The 24,753-nt window shown below is 70.5% G+C and carries 26 protein-coding genes; 8 read left to right on the top strand and 18 right to left on the bottom strand.

The genetic code is table 11. From position 1 onward, the window contains the following. Positions 1 to 35 precede the first annotated feature (35 nt). The 3 genes from DEI97_RS04360 to DEI97_RS04350 all read left to right on the top strand — a co-directional run bounded on the left by DEI97_RS04360 (position 36) and on the right by DEI97_RS04350 (position 1,764). The gene (locus DEI97_RS04360; protein ID WP_111075689.1) at positions 36 to 533 is read left to right on the top strand and encodes a GNAT family N-acetyltransferase; all 498 of its coding nucleotides are present in this window, start codon (positions 36 to 38) and stop codon (positions 531 to 533) included. An 80-nt stretch (positions 534 to 613) separates the two neighbouring features. Next, the gene (locus DEI97_RS04355) at positions 614 to 1,513 is read left to right on the top strand and encodes an SDR family oxidoreductase (RefSeq protein ID WP_111075690.1); all 900 of its coding nucleotides are present in this window, start codon (positions 614 to 616) and stop codon (positions 1,511 to 1,513) included. A gap of 44 nt (positions 1,514 to 1,557) precedes the next feature. Continuing rightward, positions 1,558 to 1,764 carry a hypothetical protein gene (locus tag DEI97_RS04350; protein ID WP_110823655.1) on the top strand — a complete coding sequence of 69 codons (207 nt, stop codon included), beginning with the start codon at positions 1,558 to 1,560 and terminating at the stop codon, positions 1,762 to 1,764. 36 nt (positions 1,765 to 1,800) lie between these two features. Here DEI97_RS04350 and DEI97_RS04345 read toward each other — a convergent pair whose 3' ends face one another. Both DEI97_RS04345 and DEI97_RS04340 read right to left on the bottom strand, forming a co-directional pair. Then, on the bottom strand, positions 1,801 to 2,178 hold the full coding sequence (locus DEI97_RS04345; RefSeq protein WP_146248196.1) for a hypothetical protein: 378 nt from the start codon (positions 2,176 to 2,178) through the stop codon (positions 1,801 to 1,803). Between the two features lie 406 nt (positions 2,179 to 2,584). Next, positions 2,585 to 3,772 carry a MalY/PatB family protein gene (locus tag DEI97_RS04340; protein WP_258376759.1) on the bottom strand — a complete coding sequence of 396 codons (1,188 nt, stop codon included), beginning with the start codon at positions 3,770 to 3,772 and terminating at the stop codon, positions 2,585 to 2,587. Positions 3,773 to 3,934: 162 nt separating this feature from the next. On the opposite strand from DEI97_RS04340, the gene DEI97_RS04335 reads away from it, so the two are divergent. Then, complete coding sequence (locus DEI97_RS04335; RefSeq protein WP_111075693.1) at positions 3,935 to 4,711, top strand: isocitrate lyase/PEP mutase family protein; 777 nt, start codon at positions 3,935 to 3,937, stop codon at positions 4,709 to 4,711. Positions 4,712 to 5,056: 345 nt separating this feature from the next. Then, positions 5,057 to 5,344 carry a hypothetical protein gene (locus DEI97_RS04330; RefSeq protein WP_111075694.1) on the top strand — a complete coding sequence of 96 codons (288 nt, stop codon included), beginning with the start codon at positions 5,057 to 5,059 and terminating at the stop codon, positions 5,342 to 5,344. 61 nt (positions 5,345 to 5,405) lie between these two features. Here the strand turns inward: DEI97_RS04330 and DEI97_RS04325 are convergent, their stop codons facing one another. The 4 genes from DEI97_RS04325 to DEI97_RS04310 form a co-directional block, all read right to left on the bottom strand. Further along, positions 5,406 to 5,747 carry a hypothetical protein gene (locus DEI97_RS04325; RefSeq protein ID WP_111075733.1) on the bottom strand — a complete coding sequence of 114 codons (342 nt, stop codon included), beginning with the start codon at positions 5,745 to 5,747 and terminating at the stop codon, positions 5,406 to 5,408. A 384-nt stretch (positions 5,748 to 6,131) separates the two neighbouring features. Next, entirely contained in the window at positions 6,132 to 6,425 is a 294-nt protein-coding gene (locus tag DEI97_RS04320; protein WP_111075695.1) for a hypothetical protein, read from the bottom strand. Positions 6,426 to 6,461: 36 nt separating this feature from the next. Then, positions 6,462 to 7,535, bottom strand: coding sequence for a redox-regulated ATPase YchF (ychF, locus tag DEI97_RS04315; protein WP_111075696.1), 1,074 nt, complete (start codon positions 7,533 to 7,535; stop codon positions 6,462 to 6,464). Between the two features lie 61 nt (positions 7,536 to 7,596). Further along, on the bottom strand, positions 7,597 to 8,151 hold the full coding sequence (locus DEI97_RS04310) for a hypothetical protein (RefSeq protein WP_146248197.1): 555 nt from the start codon (positions 8,149 to 8,151) through the stop codon (positions 7,597 to 7,599). A 47-nt stretch (positions 8,152 to 8,198) separates the two neighbouring features. Here DEI97_RS04310 and DEI97_RS04305 point away from each other — a divergent pair, with 47 nt between their 5' ends. Together DEI97_RS04305 and DEI97_RS04300 are read left to right on the top strand one after the other, a co-directional pair. After that, positions 8,199 to 8,861: an exonuclease domain-containing protein gene (locus tag DEI97_RS04305; protein WP_111075698.1), complete on the top strand. Its 663-nt coding sequence runs from the start codon at positions 8,199 to 8,201 to the stop codon at positions 8,859 to 8,861. A 110-nt stretch (positions 8,862 to 8,971) separates the two neighbouring features. Further along, positions 8,972 to 9,730 carry a GntR family transcriptional regulator gene (locus tag DEI97_RS04300; RefSeq protein ID WP_111075699.1) on the top strand — a complete coding sequence of 253 codons (759 nt, stop codon included), beginning with the start codon at positions 8,972 to 8,974 and terminating at the stop codon, positions 9,728 to 9,730. A gap of 55 nt (positions 9,731 to 9,785) precedes the next feature. On the opposite strand, the gene DEI97_RS04295 is transcribed toward DEI97_RS04300, so the two are convergent. The 11 genes from DEI97_RS04295 to iolC all read right to left on the bottom strand — a co-directional run bounded on the left by DEI97_RS04295 (position 9,786) and on the right by iolC (position 22,053). Beyond that, a complete protein-coding gene (locus DEI97_RS04295; RefSeq protein ID WP_111075700.1) occupies positions 9,786 to 10,193 on the bottom strand; it encodes a tautomerase family protein in 408 nt (135 codons plus the stop codon). 165 nt (positions 10,194 to 10,358) lie between these two features. Then, positions 10,359 to 11,552, bottom strand: coding sequence for a Gfo/Idh/MocA family protein (locus tag DEI97_RS04290; RefSeq protein WP_220039232.1), 1,194 nt, complete (start codon positions 11,550 to 11,552; stop codon positions 10,359 to 10,361). 16 nt (positions 11,553 to 11,568) lie between these two features. Continuing rightward, the gene (locus DEI97_RS04285; protein ID WP_111075702.1) at positions 11,569 to 12,681 is read right to left on the bottom strand and encodes a transaldolase family protein; all 1,113 of its coding nucleotides are present in this window, start codon (positions 12,679 to 12,681) and stop codon (positions 11,569 to 11,571) included. Further along, on the bottom strand, positions 12,678 to 13,547 hold the full coding sequence (locus DEI97_RS04280) for a sugar phosphate isomerase/epimerase family protein (RefSeq protein ID WP_111075703.1): 870 nt from the start codon (positions 13,545 to 13,547) through the stop codon (positions 12,678 to 12,680). Before DEI97_RS04280 ends, DEI97_RS04285 begins: the two co-directional genes overlap by 4 nt. A 3-nt stretch (positions 13,548 to 13,550) precedes the next feature. Then, on the bottom strand, positions 13,551 to 14,621 hold the full coding sequence (locus DEI97_RS04275; protein WP_111075704.1) for a Gfo/Idh/MocA family protein: 1,071 nt from the start codon (positions 14,619 to 14,621) through the stop codon (positions 13,551 to 13,553). Positions 14,622 to 14,664: 43 nt separating this feature from the next. After that, the gene (locus DEI97_RS04270) at positions 14,665 to 15,618 is read right to left on the bottom strand and encodes a sugar phosphate isomerase/epimerase family protein (RefSeq protein WP_111075705.1); all 954 of its coding nucleotides are present in this window, start codon (positions 15,616 to 15,618) and stop codon (positions 14,665 to 14,667) included. A gap of 33 nt (positions 15,619 to 15,651) precedes the next feature. Continuing rightward, positions 15,652 to 17,541, bottom strand: coding sequence for a 3D-(3,5/4)-trihydroxycyclohexane-1,2-dione acylhydrolase (decyclizing) (gene iolD / locus DEI97_RS04265; RefSeq protein WP_181439317.1), 1,890 nt, complete (start codon positions 17,539 to 17,541; stop codon positions 15,652 to 15,654). A 20-nt stretch (positions 17,542 to 17,561) separates the two neighbouring features. Beyond that, on the bottom strand, positions 17,562 to 18,491 hold the full coding sequence (gene iolB / locus DEI97_RS04260) for a 5-deoxy-glucuronate isomerase (RefSeq protein ID WP_111075707.1): 930 nt from the start codon (positions 18,489 to 18,491) through the stop codon (positions 17,562 to 17,564). Between the two features lie 7 nt (positions 18,492 to 18,498). Further along, positions 18,499 to 20,037 (bottom strand): CoA-acylating methylmalonate-semialdehyde dehydrogenase, encoded by a 1,539-nt coding sequence (locus DEI97_RS04255; protein WP_111075708.1) that lies wholly within the window; start codon positions 20,035 to 20,037, stop codon positions 18,499 to 18,501. Further along, positions 20,034 to 21,023: a class I fructose-bisphosphate aldolase gene (locus tag DEI97_RS04250; RefSeq protein ID WP_111075709.1), complete on the bottom strand. Its 990-nt coding sequence runs from the start codon at positions 21,021 to 21,023 to the stop codon at positions 20,034 to 20,036. Before DEI97_RS04250 ends, DEI97_RS04255 begins: the two co-directional genes overlap by 4 nt. Further along, positions 21,016 to 22,053, bottom strand: a complete 1,038-nt coding sequence (gene iolC / locus DEI97_RS04245; protein WP_111075710.1) for a 5-dehydro-2-deoxygluconokinase — start codon at positions 22,051 to 22,053, stop codon at positions 21,016 to 21,018. Before iolC ends, DEI97_RS04250 begins: the two co-directional genes overlap by 8 nt. A gap of 174 nt (positions 22,054 to 22,227) precedes the next feature. Here iolC and DEI97_RS04240 point away from each other — a divergent pair, with 174 nt between their 5' ends. Continuing rightward, entirely contained in the window at positions 22,228 to 23,487 is a 1,260-nt protein-coding gene (locus DEI97_RS04240; protein ID WP_111075734.1) for a DNA recombination protein RmuC, read from the top strand. A 142-nt stretch (positions 23,488 to 23,629) separates the two neighbouring features. Here the strand turns inward: DEI97_RS04240 and glpX are convergent, their stop codons facing one another. Next, the gene (gene glpX, locus DEI97_RS04235) at positions 23,630 to 24,619 is read right to left on the bottom strand and encodes a class II fructose-bisphosphatase (RefSeq protein ID WP_111075711.1); all 990 of its coding nucleotides are present in this window, start codon (positions 24,617 to 24,619) and stop codon (positions 23,630 to 23,632) included. Between the last annotated feature and the right edge of the window lie 134 nt (positions 24,620 to 24,753).

Here is a 24,753-nt window from a genome sequence, read left to right as displayed (position 1 = left end):
GGACAGCACTGCATCCGTGTCCCGAGGATGGACCCATGCCCACCACCACCCGCACCACCGGCGACCAGGTCGTCGTCGAGGACCTGTCCACCGCCGCCGACGCCGCGGCGTTCCAGTCGCTCAACGAGCGGTGGATCACGACGTTCTTCACCCTCGAGGACGAGGACCGTCGACTGCTCGGCGACCCGGTGCAACACATCGTCGACCCGGGCGGCGTCGTCCTCGTCGCCCGACTGGGCAACGAGGTCGTCGGGTGCGTCGGACTCGCCCCGCACGGGGTCGACGAGTTCGAACTCGTCAAGATGGCCGTCGACCCCGACCACCAGGGACACGGCACCGGCCGTCGCCTCATCCGCGCCGCGATCGACCGGGCTCGCACGCTCGGCGCCCGCCGGGTGCTGCTCGAGACGAACAGTTCCCTCGTCAGCGCGATCCACCTGTACGAGACGACCGGGTTCCGGCACCTGGGCGCCGACGAGCACCCGCCGAGCCCCTACGTCCGAGCGGACGTGGTGATGGCACTCGACCTCTGACGACGCGGCCACCTGTCGGGCCAGGCCGGAGCGCGCACCGCTTGACGGGCCTCCCGGCCGGTCCGCGTACCGTCCGTCGCATGCCCCGCGACCAGTACGAGTTCAGCGACCCGACCACCCGGTACCCCAACACCAGCCCCGAGCCGCAGCAGCAGCCGGAACCGGGCCTGGAGTCGCGGATGCACCCGAAGCCGGACCACGGCGAGGACTCGTACCGCGGCACCGGACGGCTCACCGGGCGCCGCGCACTGATCACCGGCGCGGACTCCGGCATCGGCGCAGCCGTCGCCATCGCGTACGCGCGGGAAGGTGCGGACATCGCCCTCGCCTACCTGCCCGACGAGGAAGAGGACGCCCAGCGGATCGTCGCCCTGATCGAGGCCGAGGGCCGGAAGGCCGTCACCATCCCCGGCGACCTGACCGCCCGGAACTACCCCGCCGTGCTCGTCGAACGCGCTGTCGCCGAACTCGGCGGGCTCGACGCGATCGTCGCCTGCGCCGGCAAGCAGCACTGGCAGGCCGAGATCACCGACATCAGCGACGACCAGCTCGTCGACACCTTCACGGTCAACGTCCTCTCGCTCTTCCGCCTCGTCCAGGCCGCTCTGCCCCACCTGGAGCCCGGGTCGACGATCATCACCACCGCGTCGATGGAGGCGTACCAGCCCGCCCCCGACCGTCTGGACTACGCCGCCTCGAAGGCCGCGATCAACAACTTCTCGAAGGGCCTGGCGCAGCAGCTCATCGGCCGCGGCATCCGGGTCAACGTCGTCGCTCCCGGGCCGACCTGGTCGGTGCTGCAGGTGTCCGCCGGGGTCGACCCGGAGACCCTGCCCGACTTCGGGTCCAGCGAGTCGCCGATGGGCCGACCCGCGCAGCCCGCCGAACTGGCGCCCGCGTACGTGTTCCTGGCCTCGCACGAGTCGAGCTTCGTCGCCGGTGAGACCCTCAACGTGAACGGCGGCATGGTCACACCCTGACGCGCTCGGGTGTTCCTCGTGCGTCGCGTTGCTACGCTCACGGCATGGCGACGCACGAGGTCCAGGCCGTCCGCGAACAGGGCATGTGGCAGGTGTTCATCGACGGGTTCCCCGTGACCGAGGTCCGACGGTGGCCGTCGGTCGCCTTCGTGGCGCGGGAGTGGATCTCGTTGACCGACCAGGTGCCCTCGCGTGAGGTCGACCTGCACGTGACCGTCATCGGTCGCAACCACTTCGCTCCGGTCGCCTGAGCTCAGGTCCCGACTGCGCAGCTCCGACCGGAGCTGTCAGTCGGCGGCGGCCACCAGCTGCTGCGCCCGCTGGTACGACACGTCCAACAGCGGGCCGATCTCGCGGAGCGTCAGACCGGCATCGTGGAGTTCCTTCGCAGCGGCCGCGGTCTCGCGTCCGGCTGCCCGCCGAGCGCGGTCCGCGTCGGCACGCAGTTCGCCCGCGCGGTCCAGGTGCGCCCGCACGGAGTCGGGCAGCACGATCTCGATCCGCACCGTGAAGTCGACGGCTGGCCGGTCGTGCATGTTCGCCAGCCAGTCGCGCGCCATCGGCTCGATCTCGCTCTGCCGCCGCGCCTGGGTCCGCAGTGCACCGTCGATCCAGACGAGCCAGTAGCGCCCGTCCCGCTGTGCGCGCACGGTGTGTGTCGTCATCATCGTCAGTCCTTCCCGTCGTCACACGCGCGGATGATCGCGCGAGCGAGCATCTCCCGGACCTCCCGGTGCCGTGGATCTCGATGCGTTCACCGCCGAAGCGGAAGACGTCATGTCGTCCGCCGTGCCGCAGGAGCACGAAGGGGACGCCGAGTCGATCTGCCCGTCGACGGAGGTCGCGGATGAGGTCCGCACGCTTCACGATAGGAGTCCAATGCGGGTTGGACAAGTTTGTCCAGCGATGTTGGACAGTCCGATGGTGTCTCGTTCGGCGGGGCTCACGAGCACGATCGCTGTTCGCCGTGGCCCGGTCGTCGCCGGCACCGATGCCTGTGGACGAGCGGGCGCCGGGCCGTCATCGTGGAGGACGGCGTCCCGTCGCTCGGTGCGCCTGACGGCGCAACTGTCAGGCCACGTGCCAGACGACCCCCTCCTGCGTGCTCGACGGGTAGGCCGCAGCGATGCGGAACACCGCCTCGCGCAGAGTCTCCGGCGAGCACGCCAGGTTGATCCGGGCGAACCCCTTGCCCTCGGCCCCGAACGGCAGCCCCGAGTTCAGCGCGACGAACGCGTGCTCCCGGAGCGGCACCGCCGGGTCCTCGCCGAGCCCGAGCCCCCGGAAGTCGAGCCACGCCAGGTAGCCCGCACGGGGCCGCGCGTAGACGACACCGGGCAGGTGCTCGGCCAGGAGCTTCGCGAGCAGCCGGTCGTTCGCGACGATCCGGTCGATGACGTCGTCGAGCCAGCCGACGGCCAGGGTGAACGCCGCCAGGTTCGCGTGCAGCCCGAGGATGCTCGTCCGGCACGCGACCTCCTCCCACAACGTGTCGAGGAGCGCGGCGGTGCGGGCATCCCCGGCGACGATGACGGAGCACTTCACACCGGCCAGGTTCCAGCCCTTGCTCGCCGAGGTCACGCAGACGCTCCGCGCCCCGAGCGGCTCGGCGATCATCGCGAACGGCGTGAACTGCACGCCGGGGTGGGTCAGCGGTGCGTGGATCTCGTCGCTGATGACCAGGACGTCGTACCGCGCCGCGAGTTCCGCCAGCGCGACGAGGTCGGCACGGTCGTGCACCAGACCGATCGGGTTGTGCGGGTTGCAGAGCAGGAAGACCCGGACCCCGTCGGCGAACGCCCGCTCGAGGCCGTCCAGGTCCAGTCGGTAGACACCCCACTGCTCACGGAGCGGTACCTCTTCGACCTGACATCGGGCCTCGTCGACGAGCTCGAAGAACGGCGGGTACACCGGCGGCGTGATCGCGACCCGCCCGCCGTCGGGCAGCGCGAGCCGCAGCGTCTCGACGATCCCCACGCTGACGTCCGTCGCCAGGTACACGCGCGCCGGGTCGACGTCCCAGCCCCAGCGGTCGCGGGCGAACCCGGCGAACGCGGGAGCGAGCGGCCCGGGCCCGTCGAGGTACCCGAGGTCCGACTGCTGCACCCGCTCGACCAGGGCCTGTCGGATCTCCGGCGCGACCTCGTGGTCCATCTCGGCGACGAACAGGGGCAGCACGTCGGGCGCGTACCGCGTCCACTTGATGCTCGTGCGGACCCCGCGGAGCGTGCCGACCGGGTCCTGTTCGTCGCTCGCCATGCGTCCCAGCATGCCTCGGCCGGGAGGCCCGGGGCGAGTCGGCGCGTCATCCTGCGTCGTGTGGGCCCGGATTCGCGCTGAGCGACAGTCCTCGGCCGCTGGTGCGCGAGGGCTGTCGCTCAGCGCGAACCCTGACGGCAGCACCCGCCTACTGTCGGCGACATGACCACGAGCACCGCCGAGAAGGCGACCACCCTCCAGTCCCTGCACTCCGCCCCCGAGATCCTCCGCGTCGTGAACGTCTGGGACGCGATCAGCGCGAAGACCGTCGCCGCGCTGCCCGAGACCCGCGCGATCGCCACCGCCGGGCACTCGATCGCCGCGATGTACGGCTACGAGGACGGCGGCATGTCGCTCGACCTCGCCCTCGCCGGCGCGAAGACCGTCGTCGACGCCGTGGACCTGCCGGTGACCGCCGACCTGGACGACGGCTACGAGGACCCGGCCGAGACCATCCGCCGCGCGATCGGCATCGGCGTGGTCGGCGCGAACGTCGAAGACCGTCTGCGTCCGTTCGACGAGTCCGTCACCCGCGTGGCCGCGATCATGCGTGCCGCCGAGCAGGAGGGCGTCCCCTTCCAGCTGAACGCCCGCACCGACGCCATCGCCCGCGGCGGCGACCGCCCGATCCAGGAGAGCATCGCGGACGCCATCGCACGCGGCAAGGCCTTCCTCGACGCCGGCGCTCCGCTCGTCTTCGTCCCGGGCGGCCACCAGCGCGAGGTCGTCGAGCAGCTGGTCGAGGGCCTCGGCCGCGGCAAGCTCAGCGTCATCGGCCTGCCGGGCGCCCTGCCCGCGTCCGAGTACCAGGCGCTCGGTGTCGCCCGCATCTCGTACGGCCCGCTCACGCAGCGCGTCGCCCTGCGTGCGCTCCGCGACCTCGCCGCGGACCTCTACCTCGGCGGCGTCGTGCCGGAGGACACCCCGACGCTGAACTGAACGGCAGCGGTCGCGGACCCGCCACCTGACGGACGGGAGGCCCGGTACCAGCTGGTACCGAGCCTCCCGTCCGTCGTCGGAGCGCCTCCGCCGACGCCAGGTGGACAAAACGGCGATCGTGGCGTATTGTAGTTTTTTGGTGCATTGCAGCGAACCCATCTGACTCGCGCACACCGACCGTCTCGAACCGATCCCCCTGGGTCGCATTCCAGCGAGACCACCGCTCCCCGACTGGCGAGCATGCACGTCGAATGCCGACGTGCGCGTCCGCGCTCCTGCGGCCGACGAGACCACGGAGTCCGTCCGGCCCAGCGCGACGCCGAATGACTGAAGAAAGACAGCACCATGACCACGAACGAACGCACCATCATCACCGGGACCGCCATCGCGGCTCCCACCGTCTCCCCCGACCGCATCGCCGAGTTCCCCGTCCGCGAGGACCGCTCGCAGCGCGAGTACCTCGTGCGCATGCCGGCCGACGACCTCGGGCTGTTCCTGACGCCCGGTGTCCGCGTCGCCGTCGACGGCGAAGCGGGCTGGGTCGTGCCCGGCCGCTCCTGGCGGGGCGAGGCCAGCCGCACCATCCTGCAGGCTCGCGCCGTGCAGGCTCCGGAGTTGGCCCTGGCCGCCTGACCTCTGCAGCACAACGGAACGCCGTCCCTTCGGGGGCGGCGTTCCGTCGTCCTGGGCGGGCCTAGTGCTCCCGGTCGCCCTCAGCCGCGCCGACGAACCGTCGCCCGCCGTCGGCGTTCACCGGCTGCCGCCCGCCGCACAGCGCTGCTGCGTCCCGGAGGCGGCGGATGAAGGCAGGGTCCTCCGGCTCGAGTTCGTCGTCCGGCGCCTGCCGCACCACGATCTCGCTCGACGGTCCGACGAGCATCGTCGTCCGCTCGACCGAGCCGTCCTCCCCCACCGTCGGCACCGCGATCGTGTCCGTCCGGGTGTTCGCCCCGAGCACCGCCGCGTAGTCCGCGACCGCGTCGGCGATCCGGTCCCCCGTGAGGATGTCCGTGCCGTCGTAGTGGATGTACTTCACGTGTCGACCTCCCTCGTGCCGAGGGTAGGCACCGGGGTGGAGCACGCAGTACAGGATCGGGTGGGAGGCGCGGGCGGTGTACAACTGGCGGCGCATGTCGGCCTCAACCACAGTTCGGTAGCGCGATGAACGGCAGTAGCTCGATGCCGCCAGGAATCGGCGACAAGTTGGCTCGTCGCCGATCGCGAGCCCCCGTCGGAGGAGAAGGGCAACCTGCTCAGTCCAAGACAGACTCGGCTTCACGCGCATCCCCCCGGGAACGAAAAGGCCCCTCCCATTTGAGCATCGTGGAGAGGCTTGGGAGGGGGTCAATTGCTTCCACTCTAGCCGAACCGCCGCCCTGCGCGGGTGGCAGGAGTGCTCAGTTGTCAGGTCAGGCTGACGTCAGAGCAGGTCACCCGTCGGGTACAGCACCCACGGGCCGGCACCGGTCTCCGGGCACTGCTCGTCCATCACCCGCTTGACCACCGAGTAGTCCGCGGGAGCGCGGCGGTACATCAGCGTGACGAGGTGGACGTCCGTCTCGACACGGCCGTCGGGCCAGCGGGCGTCGTAGCGGATGACACGTTTCGGCCGACGGAGCCATCGCGAAGGACGGATCTCCGCGACGGCACGGAAGACCGTCGGCAACTCGTCCGACTGGTCTGAGCGTCCGGCTGCAGCTCCGCGTTCCCCCACGCCTGTGATCCTAGGAGCGCGACACGTGCCGGAGCGTCAGTTGTTGAAGCGGAACTCCACCACGTCGCCGTCCTGCATGACGTACTCCTTGCCCTCGATGCGGGCCTTGCCCTGCGACCGGGCCTCGGCGATCGAGCCGGTGGCGACGAGGTCGTCGAACGAGATGACCTCGGCCTTGATGAAGCCCTTCTCGAAGTCCGTGTGGATGACGCCAGCAGCCTGGGGAGCCTTCCACCCCTTGCCGATCGTCCACGCTCGGGATTCCTTCGGGCCTGCCGTCAGGTACGTCTGCAGCCCGAGGGTCTCGAATCCGATGCGCGCGAGCTGGTCGAGGCCGGACTCGGTCTGACCGGTCGACTCGAGGAGCTCCTTGGCGTCCTCCGGGTCGAGGTCGATCAGCTCGGACTCGACCTGGGCGTCGAGGAACACGGCCTGCGCCGGTGCGACGAGGGCGGCGAGTTCAGCCTTGCGGGCGTCGTCGGTGAGGATCGCCTCGTCCACGTTGAACACGAAGATGAAGGGCTTGGCGCTGAGCAGCCCGAGTTCCTTGATCGGCTCGAGGTCGACCTTGCTCGCCGAGAGCAGGACGCCCTTCTCGAGCTCGGCCTTCGCGGCGTTCGCCGCCTCGAGGACGGCGGGCTCCGCCTGCTTCAGCTTGAGCATCTTCTCGTAGCGGGGCAGCGCCTTCTCGATGGTCTCGAGATCGGCGAGGATCAGCTCGGTGTTGATGACCTCGAGGTCGTCCTTCGGGGACACCTTGTTCGCCACGTGCACGACGTCGTCGTCGGTGAACCCGCGGACGACCTGCGCGATGGCGTCGGCTTCGCGGATGTTCGCGAGGAACTTGTTGCCGAGTCCCTCACCCTCGCTCGCACCCTTGACGATGCCGGCGATGTCGACGAACGACACCGGCGCGGGCACGGTCTTCTCGGAGTGGAACAGCTCGGCGAGCTGGTCGAGACGCGGGTCGGGCAGGTTCACCACGCCGACGTTGGGCTCGATGGTGGCGAACGGGTAGTTGGCCGCGAGCACCTGGTTCTTGGTCAGGGCGTTGAACAGGGTCGACTTGCCGACGTTCGGGAGACCGACGATTCCGATGGTGAGAGCCACGGGAGGACAGCCTACCGGCGGCAGCCCGCCGGGGCCGACCCGGGCCTCCAGTCCGGCACCGTCAGATTGCCGCGACGCGCTCCTCGACGACGGCCAGGACGTCGGCCTGGAGGCGCTGGGACGCCCGCCAGTCGCCCGGCACCTCGAGCCGGTGGTCGGCTCGGTCGACGGTCTGGAGGCGCGCCCGCGTCCCACGCACCAGTTCCGGCCGCCAGACGGGATCGGCTGATCCGCCGAGCGCGACGTGGGTGTCGTCGGCTGCGGCGAGCGCCTGGCGGACGGCGTCGTCGGTGAGGACCGGCGTGAGCCAGACGCCGGGCACGCCCTCGGCGAGCGCCCACGGCAGGGCGGCGCAGCCGAACGACTTGGCGATGACGAGGTCCGGTCGGCGTCCGGTGAGCGCGGTCGTCAGTTCGTGCTCGACGAAGCGGACCGGGTCGGCTGCGGCGCTGTCGTCGACCGTCCACCTGGGTGCGACGACCGTGCAGCCAGCCTGCCGGGCGATGGCGTCCGTCCACCAGAGCAGGGGCGCCTGCTGGCCGTAGCCCGTACCTGCGAGGACCAGGACGAGCGGGCTGCGCGGCGCGGGGTTCTCCATCTGCGCGGGGTGCTCCATCTGTTCAGGGTAGGAGCGGGGGCACCACGCCGGGGCCGGTTCCGGTGATGTCGGTTCTCCGTGCAACGATCGATGGCGTGCTGAACTTCACCGCCATCGACTTCGAGACCGCGAACAACTCGCCCGCCAGCGCGTGTTCGGTCGGACTCGTCAAGGTGCGCGGCGGTCGTGTTGTCGACCGGGCCTCCTGGTTCATCCGCCCGCCGGCCGGGCACGACGACTTCCTGGAGTGGAACACCCGCATCCACGGGATCGTCCAGTCGGACGTGACGCACGCCAAGTCGTGGGAGCAGCAGTACCCGGACCTGGTGGCGTTCGCGGAGGGTGACGTGTTGGTCGCGCACAACGCCCGGTTCGACATGGGCGTGATCGCCGGCGGGTGTGCGGCGACCGGCATCGAGATCGCCGAACACCACTCGATGTGTTCGCTGCAGGTCGCCCGCAAGACCTACACGCTCGACTCGTACCGCCTGCCGATGGCCGCGATGGCCGCCGGGTTCTCGGGCTTCCAACACCATGACGCCGCTGCCGACGCCGAGGCCTGCGCCGCGATCGTCGTGCACGCTGCCGGCTTCCACGGGGTGCCGACGGTCGAGGCGCTCGGTGCGGTGACCCGGGTGACGATCAACCCCGTGCGCGCCCGTGTCGAGAAGCCGAAGTCGGCCGCACAGCCCCGGCTCTCGCGTCGTCCGATGGTCTTCTCCGACTGACGCGGTCCTGTCCACGCCCGGTGGTCCGGGCCGCCGCAACGCCCGGTGGTATTGTCACGACAATCCGCCCGGCAGGTGTTCGGGCTCGTTCTCCCCTGCGAAGGACCGCGATGACCAACGATGGCCAGCTGCCGTCCGACCTGTTCATGGACCTGGACCGGTCGGGGCCGATGCCGCTCTACCACCAGGTCGCCTCGCGCATCGAGGAGTCGATCCGCAACGGCGCGATGCCGCCCGGTGCCCGCCTGGAGAACGAGATCGCCCTCGGGGAGCGCCTCGGCCTGTCCCGCCCGACGATCCGCCGCGCCATCCAGGACCTCGTCGACAAGGGGCTGCTCGTCCGCCGTCGTGGCATCGGCACCCAGGTCGTGCACGGTCCGGTCACCCGCAAGGTCGAGCTGACCAGCCTGTACGACGACCTGACGCAGGGGTCGCAGCAGCCGACGACGAAGCTCCTCGACCGCTCCGACGTGCCGGCCACCCAGGCGGTCGCCGAGGCCCTGGGCGTCGAGGTCGGGACCACCGTCGTGCACGTGCTTCGCGTCCGGTTCGCCGAGGACGTGCCGATGGCGGTGCTCGAGAACTACCTGCCGCCGGAGTTCGCCGACATCACCGACGAGGACCTCCGCGCCCACGGGCTGTACCAGCTGCTCCGGTCCCGCGGGGTGACGATGCGGGTCGCGAAGCAGCGGATCGGTGCTCGTGCTGCGACGGACGACGAGGCCGGCCTGCTCGAGATCGAGGACGGCGACCCCGTGCTGACGATGAGCCGCACGGCGTACGACGCCTCGGGTCGCGCGGTCGAGTACGGCCTGCACTGTTACCGGCCGGACCGGTACTCGTTCGAGGTCACGCTCGTCGACAAGTAGGGCCCGGCCAGCTGGCGTCCGGCGCGCCGGTCAGCTGGCGTCGAGGACGCCGAGTTCAGCTGGCGTCGGGAACGCCGAGTTCGCCGGTCAGGTACTGGGCGCGACCGAAGCCGAACGACCAGTCCTGCGGACCGTTCTCGACGTACCCGATGAAGACGTCCTCGGACGCGACGCCGACCCCGGCGAGCGCGTCGTGGATCGCGGCGTAGAGCGCCTGCTTCGCCTCGTCGGACCGGCCGCGCTGGGTGAAGACCTGGATCATGACGACGCCCTCGGTCCGCTCGAAGCCCAGGCCGGCGTCCTGCGCGATGATCTGCGTCGCCGGGTGTTCGGTGATGATCTGGAAGCGGTCGCGCTCCGGGATCCCGTAGACGTCGACGATCGCCTGGTGCGTGGCGTCGGCGATCGCGCGGACCGCCTCGGGGGTGCGGCCGGTGGCGAGGTCGAATCGGACGAGCGGCATGGTGCCTCCTGCTTGTGGTGACTTTGTCAGGACATACTACCGTGCCAGTCGTGGTGCTCGCGATCCGGACAGCGACGCGCCACCAGACGACGGACGGGAGGCACGTCACCGGCTGGTGACGCGCCTCCCGTCCGTCGTGTGGTCGGTGGTCCGTGGTCCGTCTGGTCAGATCACCGGAGTCGGGGCGTCGGAGGTCAGCGGTCCGTCGACGCGCGCCACCTCATGCCACGCCCCGTCGGCGAGCGACGCTTCGGCCGCTTCCACGATCGACGCGGCGGCGAGCCCGTCCGCCACCGACGGCGCGAGCTGCCGGCCGCTCCGGACGCTCGCCAGGAACTGCGCTGCCTCGATCGTCTTGAGGTCGTCGTAGCCCATCGCGGTGCCGGCTCCCGGTTGGAAGCGGGCGAACTCGCCGTCCCCGGGCGCGACGTACACGGTCGTGTAGCCGGCGGCCTCCTGCCCGTCGAGGCAGACCTGCAGTTCGTTCATCCGTTGGAAGTCCCAGCGGATCGACCCGGCGGTGCCGTAGACCTCGATCGTGTACTCGGCGTGCGGCCCGTGCATGACCCGGCTGGAGTCCATCGTGCCGACCGCGCCGTCGTCGAACCGGAAGAGCAGGGCGGCGTAGTCCTCGTTCTCGACGGGCTTGCGGTCGCCGGTCGCGGCAGCACTGCGGTCGACGATCCCCGCGCCGGGAAGCGGTCGCTCGGTGATGAACGTCTCGCCGAGGGCGGTGACGCTCGCGATCCGGCCGACCAGGTACTGCGCCAGATCGAGGCCGTGCGAGAGCAGGTCGCCGAGGACCCCCGAACCGGCGCGTTCCCGTTCGAACCGCCAGGTGAGCGGGGCAGCGGGGTCGGACGAGTAGTCGGCGAGCAGGGAGCCGCGGACGTTCGTGATCCGTCCGAGTCGCCCGCTGCGGACGAGCTCACGGGCACGTTCGACCGCGGGTGCGTGCCGGTAGTTGAACCCGACGCTCGTGACGACCCCGGCCCGCTGGACGGCCTCGTGGATGTCGCGGGAGTCGCTGGCGTACCGACCCATCGGCTTCTCGATCCAGAACGGTTTGCCGGCCTGCGCCGCGGCGACCGCCATCTCGCGGTGCAGGAAGTTCGGTGAGCAGATCGAGACGACGTCGACGTCCGGGTCGGCGAGGACCTCGTGCCAGTCGGCCACGGCACGTTCGTACCCGAGCCGTTCCGTGGCCTGCTCGCGGGCTTCCGGAACCGGATCGGCCGCGACCACCAGGCGTGGGCGGAGCCCGAGTTCCGGGAAGTGGTCCGGCAGCGCCCGGTACGCGCGGGAGTGCAGGCGCCCCATCCACCCGACCGAGATGAGGCCGACCCCGATCGTGTCCATGACCATCGGCGCCGCCCTACTCGGCCGGGACGATGATGTCGCGGACGAGGGCGTCGAGCTTCGCGTCGGCGTCGAGGAACTGCCGCAGCGTCTTGACCGTGGCGCCGAACCGGTCGAACTCGTCGATGGTCATGCCGTCGACGTCGTGGCCGCGGGCGAACTCCGGCGTCGCCCGGCGGAGGGCGTCGACGACGTGTGCCGGGACCTCGTCGTCGATGGCGTCGGGGCGGAACGGGAACGCGTTGTCGTTGATGTCCTTCGTCCATTGGAACGGCGGCGACACGACGAGGTCACCGCCCTGGAACTCGGACCACTGCAGCGCGTTGCGGAAGGCCGCGACGAGGACCCGCGAGCGGAACCCGCGCTCCTGGAACACCCGGTACGCGTTCTTCACCGCGGCGACGCCGGCCCACTCCAGGTACCCGGGGTCGATCATGACGTGGTCACGCGCGACGACGGTCTTCAGCCAGTCGTCGAGCCGACCGGCCATCAGCGTGACGACGTGTCCGAACTCCTGCTCGGGCAGACCATCGGCGGCGCGGCGGTCGAGGGCGCGCTCGATGGCCTCACCGACGGCGACGACCTGGGCCACCGTGAACGAGACGGTCGCGTTGATCGAGACGCCGCGGTACGCGGCTTCCTCGATGGCCGCGATGCCGACCTTCGTCGCGGGGATCTTCACGATGATGTTCGGCGCGAGGCCCGAGAAGCGCACCGCCTGCTCCACGAGGGCGTCACGGTCGCGATGCAGACGCGGATCGGTCTGCATCGAGAGCCGACCGTTGCGGCCGCCCGACGCCTCGAACGCCGGCAGCAGCTGCGCGGCGGCGTTGACCGAGAGCTCCTCGACCGCCATCCACCCGAGTGCCGACTCCCCCGCGGTCGGGTGCTCCTCGGCGAGCTGTCGGATGCGCGGTACCCACACCTCGGGGTCCTGCTGGATGCAGGTGTAGGCGATGACCGGGTTGCAGGTCGCCCCGACGGCTCCGTACTCCGAGATCGCCGTCGCCAGCTCGTGCGGGTCGGCCGAGTCGTTCCACAGTGCCGTCGGGGTCTGTTCCGTGGCCTGCAGGGTGACCGGACGGGTGTCGACCACGCCCGCCCCTCGGGTCTCGAGTGTGCTCGTCATCGGCGGAGTCCCTTCGTGATCTGGTCGAGCTGGAACCGCGACACCGCGTCGGCGTTCTCGTCCTCGGCGAAGACGCTGGACACGGCGACGGTGTCGTCGCGGCCCGAGAACCCGACGCGGTCGAGCGCACGCCAGAACGCGTCGAAGTCGACGTCGCCCTGCCCGACCGGCAGGTGCTGGTGGACCCGGACCGGGTTGCCGGGCGGGTTCGTGATGTAGCGGAGGCCGTGCGAACGACGGTGGTCGTACGCATCGGCGACGTGGATCAACTGCAGCGAGTCACCGGCGGCGTCGATGACCGCGTCCATGTCACCGCCGTAGTGGAAGGTGTGGCAGGCGACGTAGACGAACCCGATGTTCTTCGAGTTGAGCCCGCGGATCACCCGGAGTGCCTCGAGCCCGTCCTCGACGAAGTCGTCGGGGTGCGGGTCGATGAGCACCCGGAGGTCCGCGTCCTCGATGATCGGCAGCAGTTCCTCCATCGCCCAGTAGAACTGCGCCTCGGAGTCCTCGGCCCGCTCCGGACGACCGGAGAACTCGGTGTTGATGGTGTCCACGCCGAGTCGCTTGGTGATCTCGATGACGCGCTTCCACTGCTTGACGGCGGTCTCACGCGTCTCACGGTCGGGCCCGGACCAGCGGAGCACCGGCAGGACGGACGCCACCTGGACCCCGGCGTCGACACAGGCGGCCGCGAACGCGTCGACCAGGTCGTCGTCCGCCTTCGGGTGCCGGTGGAACGGGATGAAGTCCCGGTGCGGCGTCAGCTGCAGGTACTCGTAGCCGAGGTCGGCGACCTTCCGCGGGAACTCCAGCAGACCCAGGTCGTGGTGGAACGGGGTCGGGTCGAGCGCGATCTTCGGCACGGACTACACCCCGGCCGTCGCGTCGGCCGTCGCGTCGGCCGCTGCCGTCAGGTCGTAGAACGCCGGCTTCGTCACCGCGTACTCGACGTGCTCGGTCGCGCCGGACTGCTGCGCGCGGACCGCGACCTCGGCGACGACGGACGCGGTGTAGCCGTCCCAGGCGCTCGGGCCGTCGATGCCGCCATCGCGGGCCGCGTCCACCCAGCGCTGCACCTCTTCGTCGTAGGCCGCGGCGAACCGCTCTTTGAACGACGGCGTGACGCCCTGCCCGGAGACCCCGGCGGACACGATCGTCTGCGAGGTGTCGCGGCCGATGTAGGCGACGCCGGACTCGAACACGGCGTCGGTCGTGACCTGGTAGCCGAACTGGGCGTTCACGTTGATCTCGACGATCGCCATCGTCCCGGACTCGGTGGTGAACAGCACGAACTGCGGCTCCGGCAGGTCGGCCGGGGCCAGCGAGTTCTTCCGCGGCTTCTTGACCTCGACACTCGTGATCGCCTCGCCCGTGAGGAACGGGATGATGTCGATCTCGTGGATCACCGAGTCGTGGATGAGCATCGACTCGCTGAAGTTCGGCGGGGTCGTCGGGTTCCGGTGGGCGTGGTGCAGGGCGAGCAGCGCGCCGTTCGCGCCGGACTCGCGCAGGGCCTTGAGCTCCTGGTACCCGCTGTCGAAGCGGCGCATGAACCCGACCTGGATGATCGGCCGGCTGGCGTGCTCCTGCTCGAGTTCCACGATGCGCAGGCTGTCCTCGGCGCTGGTCGTGAGCGGCTTCTCGCAGAGGACGGCGAGACCCCGCTTGAGTGCGGTCACCAGGATCGGCTCGTGCAGGAACCCGGGGGTCGCGATGATGACGCCGTCGATCTCGGTGGCGGCGAGCGCCTCCTCGAAGGAGGCCGCGGTGATCGCCCCCGGCGCCAGTGCGGCAGCGGCAGCAGCCCGGCTGGCATCCGGTTCGACGACCGCGACGACGTCGGCGTTCGAGATCTTGGCGGTGATGCGGCGGACGTGGTCGGCGCCCATCATGCCGGCGCCGACGACGGCGACGCGGAGGTTCTGCGTGGTGGTCATGGTGTTCTTCTCCTGGGGTTGCTGACGCTGCGTGGACGGCGCGTCAGGAGGCGCGCGCGGCGGAGGTGGAGCCGAAGATGTGCTGGAAGGTGCGCTCGGCGATCGGGCCCGGAGCATCGACCGAGCAGCCGTACATGTCCTGCTCGACGATCCCGAAGACCTCGGGGTTGATCGCGGCCACTGCCTCGATGATCGGGGCGAGTTCCGGGGTGCCGTGCGGCGGCTCGATCATGATGCCCTGCGCCACGGCGGTCGCGAACGGCACGTCGTTCTTCAGCACGTCGAACAGCAGGTCGGTGTCGACCTGCTTGAGGTGCAGGTAGCCGATTCGTTCCGGATGGGCGGCGATGAGCTTGAGGTTGTCGCCGCCGTAGTAGGCGAAGTGCCCGGTGTCGAGGCAGAGGTTCGTGTACGCGGGGTTCGTGACCTCCAGGAACCGCACCGTCTCCTTGTAGGTCCCGACGTGGCTGTCGGCATGGGTGTGGAACTGCTGGTGCACGCCGTACTCCTCGAGCAGCGCCTTGCCCAGCTGGTCGTGGCCGCGGCCGAGTCGCTCCCACTGCTCGTCGGTGAGCGTGCGGGCCTCGAGCACCTCTTCGGTGGCGTCGGAGCGCCAGAGGTCCGGGATCGTCACCAGGTGCTCTGCGCCCAACTTCGCCGCCAGGCCCGCGACGGCGACCGCCTGGTCCCAGGCGCGCTGGAACTGGTCCTCGCCCTTGTGGAACCCGGTGAACACGGTGCCAGCCGAGAGCTTGAGCCCGCGGGACTCGAGCTCGTCGGACAGCTGCGAGGGGTCGGTCGGCAGGTACCCGTACGGTCCGAGCTCGATCCACTCGTACCCGGCAGCGGCGGCTTCGTCGAGGAAACGCTGCCACGGGACCTGGTCCGGGTCGTCGGGGAACCACACGCCCCACGAGTCCGGGGCGGTGCCGATGCGGATCGAGGCGGGCGCCGCGTCGGTGGCGGGAGTGCCGATGGGGGTGGCGGTGTCGGTCATGACGTCGCTGTCGCTTTCTGTCTCGGATCGGGTTCAGCCGAGCAGCGGACGCTGCGCGGCGACCTGCTGCTCGTACTCGGCGCGGGCGGCCTGGGTGCTGGGGAGGGTGGAGGTCTGCGCGACCGGCACGTCCCACCAGCCGTCGCCCTCGGGCGCGTAGACCAACGGGTCGGAGTTGATGTGGACGAGGGTGGTGTGGTCGTTCGCCTTCGCCTGACGGACCGCTGCCGTGAGGTCGGCGATGCTGTCCGGGCCGGGCTGGACCTCGATCACGTCGACGCCGTAGGACCGGGCGTTGGCTGCCAGGTCGACCGGCAGCGGCTCGCCGTCCTCGAACGACCGGGTCTCGTCCAGGTAGCGGTACTTCGTGCCGTAGCGCTCCGAGCCGACGGTCTCCGACAGGTGGCCGATCGACGCGTACCCGTGGTTCTGGATGAGCACGACGATGATCTTGATGCCCTCGGCGACCGCGGTCACGAGCTCGGTGTGCAGCATCAGGTACGAGCCGTCACCGACCATGACGATCGCGTCGCGGTCCGGGGCCCCACGGCGGACGCCGATGCCGCCGGCGATCTCGTAGCCCATGCACGAGAACGCGTACTCGACGTGGTACCCGAGCGCATCGCGGACCCGCCAGAGCTTGTGCAGGTCACCAGGCAACGACCCTGCGGCCTGGATGACCACGTCACGTGGGTCGCTGGCCGCCTGGACGGCGCCGATGATCTCGGCCTGTCCGGGCAGTTCAGCCCTCGACGGCGTGAACGCGTCGTCGACGACGGCGTCCCACTCCCGCTTCCGGTCCCGGACCTCGGCGGCGTAGCCGGCGTCGACCGCGTACGACGCATCGGTGGTGAGCGCCGTCGTCAGGGCGACCAGGGCCTCCCGGGCGTCGGCGATCACCGGCAGCTGCGTGCCGTGCTTGTACGCGTCGAAGGACGCCACGTTGACGTTGACGAAGGTGACGTCCGGGTCCTGGAAGGCCGTGCGTGACGCGGTCGTGAAGTCGCTGTAGCGCGTGCCGATGCCGATCACGACGTCGGCCTGCGCCGCGACGGCGTTGGCGGCGGCCGTGCCGGTCGCGCCGATGCCGCCGAGGTACTGCGGGTGGTCCCAGACCAACGATCCGCCGCCGGCCTGCGAGGTGCCGACCGGGATCCCGGTGGCCTCCACGAAGCGGCGGAGCTCGTCCTCGGCACCGGAGTAGAGGACACCGCCACCCGCCACGATGACCGGACGCTTCGCCTGCCGGATCGCCGCGACGGCACGCTCGAGCGGACCGGTCTCGGGCAGTGGACGGCGGATGTGCCACTCACGGGGCTGCAGGAACGCGACCGGGACGTCGAGCTGTTCGGCCTGCACGTCCTCGGGCAGGGCGATCGTCACCGCACCCGTCTCGGCCGGGTCGGTGAGGACCCGCATCGCCTGGAGTGCGATCGAGAAGAGCTGCTCCGGGCGGACCACCCGGTCGAAGAAGCGCGAGAGCGGTCGGAACGCGTCGGTCACCTGGATCGAGGTGTCGTGCGGCATCTCGATCTGCTGCAGCACCGGGTCCGTGGTGCGCGTGGCGAAGGTGTCCGACGGCAGCAGCAGCGCCGGCAGCCGGTTCGTCGTGGCGAGCGCTGCTGCGGTGAGCATGTTGGCGGCACCGGGTCCGACCGAGGCGGTGGCGGCGAAGGTCGCGCGACGGCGGTGCATCCGCGCGAACCCGACGGCCTCGTGCACCATCGCCTGCTCGTTGCGGGCCTGGTGGTACGGCAGCAGTCCGGGCTGTTCGACGTGGAGCTGCTTGATCGCCTGCCCGAGTCCGGCGACGTTGCCGTGCCCGAAGATGCCGAAGATGCCCGGGATCGTTCGCTCGCGGACGTCGCCGTCCACCGTCCACTGGTTGGCCAGGAACTCGACGAGCGCCTGGCCGACGGTCATGCGACGGGTCGTGGGGGTGGTCACACGTCCTCCTTGAGGTAGGGCAGGCGGGGGTCGAGGGACTCGGACTCCCAGAGCTGACGGACCCACCCGTGGGCGGGGTCGTCGGTGATGTTCCAGACGCGTTCCGGTCCGGGGCCGGCCATCACGTTGAGGTAGTACATGTCGTAGCCCGGAGCCGCGACCGCGGGGCCGTGCCAGCCGTACGGCACCAGGGCGACGTCGCCGGTCCGGACCTGGCGGAACTCGTCGATCGGTCGGTCGTCCGAGGCCGAGGTCCGGTGCAGCGCGAACGGGTCGGCGGCGTCCGGGGCGACGTGCTCGGAGCCGCGGGCGACGGCGGACTCGTAGTAGTAGATCTCCTCGAGCTCGGATTCCTGACCGGGCCGTTCGGTGTCGTGCTTGTGCGCCGGCCACGAGGACCAGTTGCCCGCGGGGGTGATGACCTCGCACACGATCAACCGCGCGGCGTCGAGTGCCGCGGGGGTGCCGAAGTTGTGGACCTGCCGGCTCGACTGCCCGGCACCCCGCAGTTCGACGGGCACGTCCTGCCGCGGGATGTACGTCGTGGGCTTGACCGTGTCGGTGGGGGCTTCGGCGACCGCGACCCGGCCAACGCCGGTGATCACCGCGGCGGTGCCGGAGCCGAGGTACAGGACGTCCGTCGGGCCCTCGAACACGCCCGCGCGTCCCTCGAGCTCCTGCACGGCGCCACCCGCCGTCCCCGCGCTGTCGTCCGCCACAGCATCGTCGTACGTCACGGTGAAGCTGCCGGCGAGCGGCACCACGATCCGTTCGACGGCGCCGGCGGCCAGGCGGAGCGATCCGCCGTCGCGCAGCTCGCCCGTCCGGAGCCCGGTGTGCGCCCAGCCCGGCACGCGCCCGTCGATCACGTCGGTCCAGCCGTCCTCCGGCCGGGACCCCCGCGGGTTGAACCAGTTGTCGGTCATCGTCGGATCAGCCGTTCGACGGGAAGCCGAGGTCGACGCCGCCGTGCGACGGGTCGAGCCACCGGGAGGTGATCGCCTTCTGCCGCGTGAAGAAGCTGACGCCGTCTGCGCCGTACGCCTTGTGGTCACCGAACAGCGAGTTCTTCCACCCGCCGAACGAGTAGTACGCCACCGGCACCGGGATCGGGACGTTGATGCCGATCATGCCGACCTGCACGTCGCGCTGGAACCGTCGGGCGGCCCCGCCGTCGTTCGTGAAGATCGCCGTGCCGTTGCCGTAGGCGCCACCGTTGATCAGCGCCAGTCCTTCTTCGTAGGACTCCACGCGGACGACGCTCAGCACCGGGCCGAAGATCTCCTCGGTGTAGACGCGGCTCGACGTCGGCACCTTGTCGATCAGCGTCGGACCGAGCCAGAAGCCGTTCTCGTCCCCGTCGGGACGGACGGTGCGGCCGTCCACCACGATGACCGCACCGTCCTGCTCTGCGACCTCGATGTACGAGGCGACCTTGTCGCGATGCTGCTCGGTGACGAGCGGCCCCATGTCGCAGCCGCGGCGACCGTCACCGATGCGCAGCGTGGCGGCCCGCTCGGCGATCTTCGCGATGAGCTCGTCGGCGACGGGCTCCACTGCGACGACGACCGAGATCGCCATGCAGCGCTCACCGGCGGAACCGAATCCCGCGTTGATCGCGTTGTCCGCGACCAGGTCCAGGTCGGCGTCCGGCAGCACGAGCATGTGGTTCTTGGCACCGCCGAGGGCCTGCACGCGCTTGCCGTGCTTCGTCCCGGTCTCGTAGACGTACTGCGCGATCGGCGTCGACCCGACGAACGAGATCGACTCGACGTCGGGGCTGGTCAGGAGTCCGTCGACCGCGACCTTGTCGCCGTTCAGGACCGTGAAGACCCCGGCCGGCAGTCCGGCCTCGGTGAACTTCGACGCCAGCCAGATGGCCGCGGACGGGTCCTTCTCGCTCGGCTTCAGCACGACGGTGTTGCCGGCGGCGATGGCGATCGGCAGGAACCAGAGCGGCACCATCGCCGGGAAGTTGAAGGGGCTGATGATGCCCACCACGCCGAGCGGCTGGCGGATCGAGTAGACGTCGATGCCGGTCGACACCTGGTCGGAGAACTCGCCCTTGAGCAGCTGCGGGATGCTCGTCGCCAGCTCGACGACCTCTTGCCCGCGGGCGATCTCCCCGAGGGCGTCGGAGACGACCTTGCCGTGCTCGCTCGTGATGATCTCGGCCAGCTCGGCCTTGTCGCGGTTCAGGATCTCGCGGAACGAGAACATGATCTGCTGCCGCTTGCTCAGCGACAGCTCGCTCCACGCCGGGAACGCCGCCTTGGCGCTGGCGATCGCTGCCTGTACCTCGCGCTCGTCGGCGAGCGCGACCTGCTTCGTCACGATCCCGCGGGCGGGGTCGTACACGGGCGCGGTCCGACCGGAGGTCGAGGGGACGTGGGCGCCGTCGATCCAGTGCCCGACGGTCGCGCCGTCGGTCGGGTCGCCGGTGGTCGTGGTGGGTGCGCTCGTGGTGGTCATGCGTTGCTTCCTTCCGAGACGGGCTCGTTCATACTCGCGGAGCCGACGGGGCCCGTGGTGGCGTCGTGCAGGTCGGTGGACAGATCGCGGGAGGGCGTCCCCCTGTGGACGAGCCCCGCGGCCACGTCGACCGCACCCGCCACGTCGTCGTCCGACGGGTAGAGGAGGGTCCGACCGACGACGAGCCCACGGACGCCCGGCAGCGCGAGGGCATCGGCCCACTTGGCGTACGTCTCGAGCGGACGGGACGCCGGGTCGCCGCCGAGCAGGAGCGTCGGCAGCGTCGTCGCGGCCATCACGCGCTCCATGTCGTCGACGACGGGGATCTTCAACCAGCTGTAGGCGCTCGACTCCCCCAGGCCCGCCGCGATCGCCATCGACGTGATCACGGCCTCGGCCGACAGGTCGTTCACGACGCTGCCGTCGCGGTGCTCGGACATGAACGGTTCGAGCATGATCGGCAGCCGGCGCGCGGCGGCCTCGGTCACGGCCTTGGCGGTGGCCTCGAGCGTCGGGGCAGTCCCGGCGTCGGACAGGGCCACGCGGATGAGCAGCTTCGCGAAGTCGAACCCGGAGTCGGCGATCGACGCGGCCGAGTACGCCGTGTACCGGTCGTCCATCTCGAACGCCGCACCGCGGAGTCCACCCCGGTTCATCGAGCCGACGACCACCTTGTCGTCGAGCGCGCCGAGGAGCGCCAGGTCCTCGAGGATGTCGGGCGTCCCGAGCACCCCGTCGACACCGGGTCGACCGAGGGCGACGACGAGTCGTTCCAACAGGTCGTAGCGGTTCGCCATCGCGGACGGGTCGTCCCGCACCGCGAGGGCACCACGGGCGGGGTGGTCCGCAGCCACGATGAAGAGCTTGCCGTCCTCGCCCAGGAGGGGGCGCCTCCGTCGCGAGGCGAGGACCGAGGCGATCCGCTCGGGGTGACCAGCGCGGGTGTCGCGCAGGCGGTCGAAGTCGGAACTGGTCAGCTCAGGCATGGAGCGCCTCCTCGGCGTTGGTTCCCTCGGTGTCGGTCCCCTCGGTCGCCGGGCCCTGCGTCGGGTTGCTCCGCAGGAAGGCGTCGATCTCGTCGCTCGTCGGCATCGCCGTCGAGCACTCGAAGCGGGTGGCGACGATCGCGCCGGCCGCGTTGGCGAACGACAGGACCCGCTCGAGTCCCCAGCCCTGCAGCAGCCCGTGCGTGAGCGCCCCGCCGAACCCGTCGCCGGAACCGAGGCCGTTGACCACGTCGACGCGGTGCGGGCGGACCTCGACGAACTCGTCACGGGTCTTCGCCAGCACGCCCTTCGGTCCCTGCTTGACGATCGCGATCTCGACCCCGCGCTCCAGCAGCGCGTCGGCGGCGCGCACCGGGTCGGTCTCGCCGACGGCGACCTCGCACTCCTCGCGGTTGCCGACCGCGACGGTCGCGTGCTCGAGGGCGACGGCGACCTCGCGGGTCGCGGCGGCGGGCGTCGACCAGAACATCGAGCGGTAGTCCAGGTCCAGCACGGTGTGCACCTTGGTGGCGTGCTCGGAGGCACTCCGGGCCGCGTAGGCGACGTGGTGCGCGGTCCGGCTCGGCTCTTCGCTGAGCCCGGTGACGGTGGTCCAGAAGACGCGGGAACGTTCGATCTCGTGCAGCGGCAGGCTCTTCGCCGTGATCATCAGGTCCGGCGCCTTCGGAGCGCGGTAGAAGTACAGCGGGAAGTCGTCCGGCGGGAAGACCTCGCAGAACGCGACCGGCGTGTTCAGGCCGTCGACCGTGGCGACGAAGTCGTTGGCGACGCCGAACTCGGGGAGCGTCCGGGCGATGTACCGGCCGAACGGGTCGTTGCCGGTGCGGGTGATGACGGCGGTGTCGGCACCGTGCCGGGCCGCCGCGATCGCGACGTTCGTGGCACTGCCACCCACTGACTTCGAGAACGTCTCGACGTCTTCGAGGGGGCCGGTCTGCTGCGGGTAGATGTCGACGCTGACGCGTCCCATCGTGATCACGTCGTAGGCGTGCGGTGCTTCGATCGTCATGCGACAGCAGGACCTTCCGTGCGGCTTCATCGTCGGACGAGCACGACTGTACACGACGCTTGGCCTAATGTCATGACATGGTTCGATCGGCCGTCCTGGCGCGGTGGTCTGTCCCCGCTCGGCGCGGTCACGGACGGGAGGCGCGGTGTCGGTGGGTCCTGCCAGGGTCGCGTCATGCAGATCCTCGCCCTGGTCATCGGCCTCGTGCTCGGCGCCCTCGTCGGCGCACTCGTCGCGTGGACACTCGCCAAGTCCCGCGCCGGGGTCGACGCCGCGGTCGCCCGAGCCACGGCCGAGGCGCTCCGGTCCCAGCTCGAGGAGTCACGGAACGACGCCGACGGACGGCTCGACGCGCAGGACACGCAGTACCGCCGGCAGGTCGACTCCCTCGAACGCCGCGCAGCCGAGCTCGAGCACCTGGTGCAGCGTCTGCACGGCGCAGAGTCCGCTCGGGCGCAGGACGAATCGAAGGTCCTGACGGCACTGAGCCCGGTCGCCGACACCCTGCAGGTCATGCGCGAGAAGATCGCGGAACTCGAACGGTCCCGCAGCGAGCAGTACGGCGCGATCTCCGCCCAGCTCCGGTCCGCGGCCGAATCGGAAGAGCGTCTCCGCGCCACGGCCGAGACGCTCGCCGGTGCCCTGTCGTCGAACAGCACGCGCGGGGTCTGGGGCGAGACGCAGCTGCGCAACGTGGTCGAGGCCGCAGGACTGCTCGAACGCGTCGACTTCGACGTGCAGTCCGCCGTGACGACCTCCGCCGGCGCCGCTCGTCCGGACATGATCGTGCACCTGCCCGGCGGCAAGTCGATCGCCGTCGACGCGAAGGTGCCGTTCGCCGCGTACCTGCAGGCCTCCGAGATCCCGGCGAGCGCCACCGGGGCCGAAGCCGCGCGTCGTGAGCAGCTCATGGCGCAGCACGTCAAGGCGCTCCGGGCGCACGTCGACGCCCTGGCTGCGCGGGAGTACTGGTCCGGCTACGACGCCTCACCGGAGCTGACGGTCGCGTTCATCCCGTCCGAGTCGCTCATCGCCAGCGCCCTCGCCGCCGATCCGGGGCTGCTCGACCACGCGTTCCGGAAGCGTGTGGCGCTCGCCTCCCCCGTCACGCTGTGGTCGGTGCTGAAGACCGTCGCGTTCTCGTGGCAGCAGGACGTCGTCACGCAGGAAGCGCGTGAGCTCTTCACGATCTCCCGCGAACTGCACGGTCGCCTGGCGACGATGGCCACTCACGTGGACAAGCTCGGCCGCTCGATCCGGGGCAGCGTCGTCGACTACAACCGCTTCGTGGGGTCGCTCGAGCGGCAGGTGCTGCCGAGTGCACGGCGGCTGTCGCTGCTCGACGAGTCGAAGGTGATCGCGGACCCGGCGAGCATCGAGGACGAGCCGCGGCTGCTGATCGCGCCGGAGCTCGTCAGCGCGACCGAGGACTGAGCGCGGCCGCCCCGCTGCGTCAGCGGGTCCCGCACAACAGAAACCCGCCCGAACCACGGGATGCCGTGGTTCGAGCGGGTTTCTGTTGTGCGCAGCCGATCGGCACCGCGTGCCGGGTGCCGGGCGCCGTCAGCTCAGCGGATCAGAACCACTTCTCGGCGCGGTGGTCCGCCTGGATGCGACGGATGGTGTTCGAGCGCGACCGCAGCACGAGCGAGTCGGTGTGGATCACGCCCCGCGACCGACGGACACCGTCGACGAGCACGCCGTCGGTGACACCGGTGGCGACGAAGAACGTGTTGTCGCCGGTCACCAGGTCGTCCTGGTCGAGGACCTTGTCCAGGTCGTGGCCGGCGGCGATGGCACGCTCGCGCTCTTCGTCGTCCTTCGGCTGCAGCTTGCCGAGCAGGACCCCACCGAGCGCCTTGATCGCACACGCGGTGATGATGCCCTCCGGGGTGCCGCCGACGCCGACGCACATGTCGATGGCCGAGCCGGGGAGTGCCGCCGCGATGCCGCCGGCGACGTCACCGTCGAGGAGCAGTCGGGTGCCGGCACCCGTCGCGCGGATGGCGCGGATGAGTTCGTCGTGACGCGGACGGTCGAGCACGGCGACGACCATGTCCTCGAGGTCCTTGCCCTTGGCCTTCGCCAGCGCACGGATGTTGTCGCCGATCGGCTTGTCGAGGTCCAGGACACCGCGACCCTCGGGGCCCGCGGCGATCTTGTCCATGTAGAAGACGGCGGACGGGTCGTACATCGAGCCGCGGTCGGACACGGCCATGACCGAGATGGCGTTCTGGCGGCCGGCGGCGGTGAGCGAGGTGCCGTCGATCGGGTCGACCGCGATGTCGCAGGCCGGGCCGTGGCCGTTGCCGACGTGCTCGCCGTTGTAGAGCATCGGGGCGTTGTCCTTCTCGCCCTCGCCGATGACGACCACGCCGTCGAAGTTCACGGTGCCGAGGAACTTGCGCATCGCGTCCACCGCGGCGCCGTCGGCGAGGTTCTTCTCACCCCGGCCGACCCACGGCTGGGCACGGATCGCGGCAGCCTCCGTCGCGCGGACGAGCTCGAGCGCGAGGTTGCGGTCGGGCTGGAGGAACAGGGAGCCGGTCTCAGTCGTGGGAGTCACACCCCCCAGCGTACCGAGCGCCGACCGTCCGGCTTCCCCGGCGGACGGATGTGCAGAACGTGATCCGTCCACAGGCACCCGCGACACCGAACGCGCACCGACCGGCCCTGACTAGCATCGAACAGGACATCACC

Source organism: Curtobacterium sp. MCLR17_032 (assembly GCF_003234795.2).
Taxonomy (GTDB): Bacteria; Actinomycetota; Actinomycetes; order Actinomycetales; family Microbacteriaceae; genus Curtobacterium.
The sequence above is the reverse complement of the archived record's forward strand: the minus strand, read 5'-3'. Positions and strand labels throughout refer to the sequence as shown.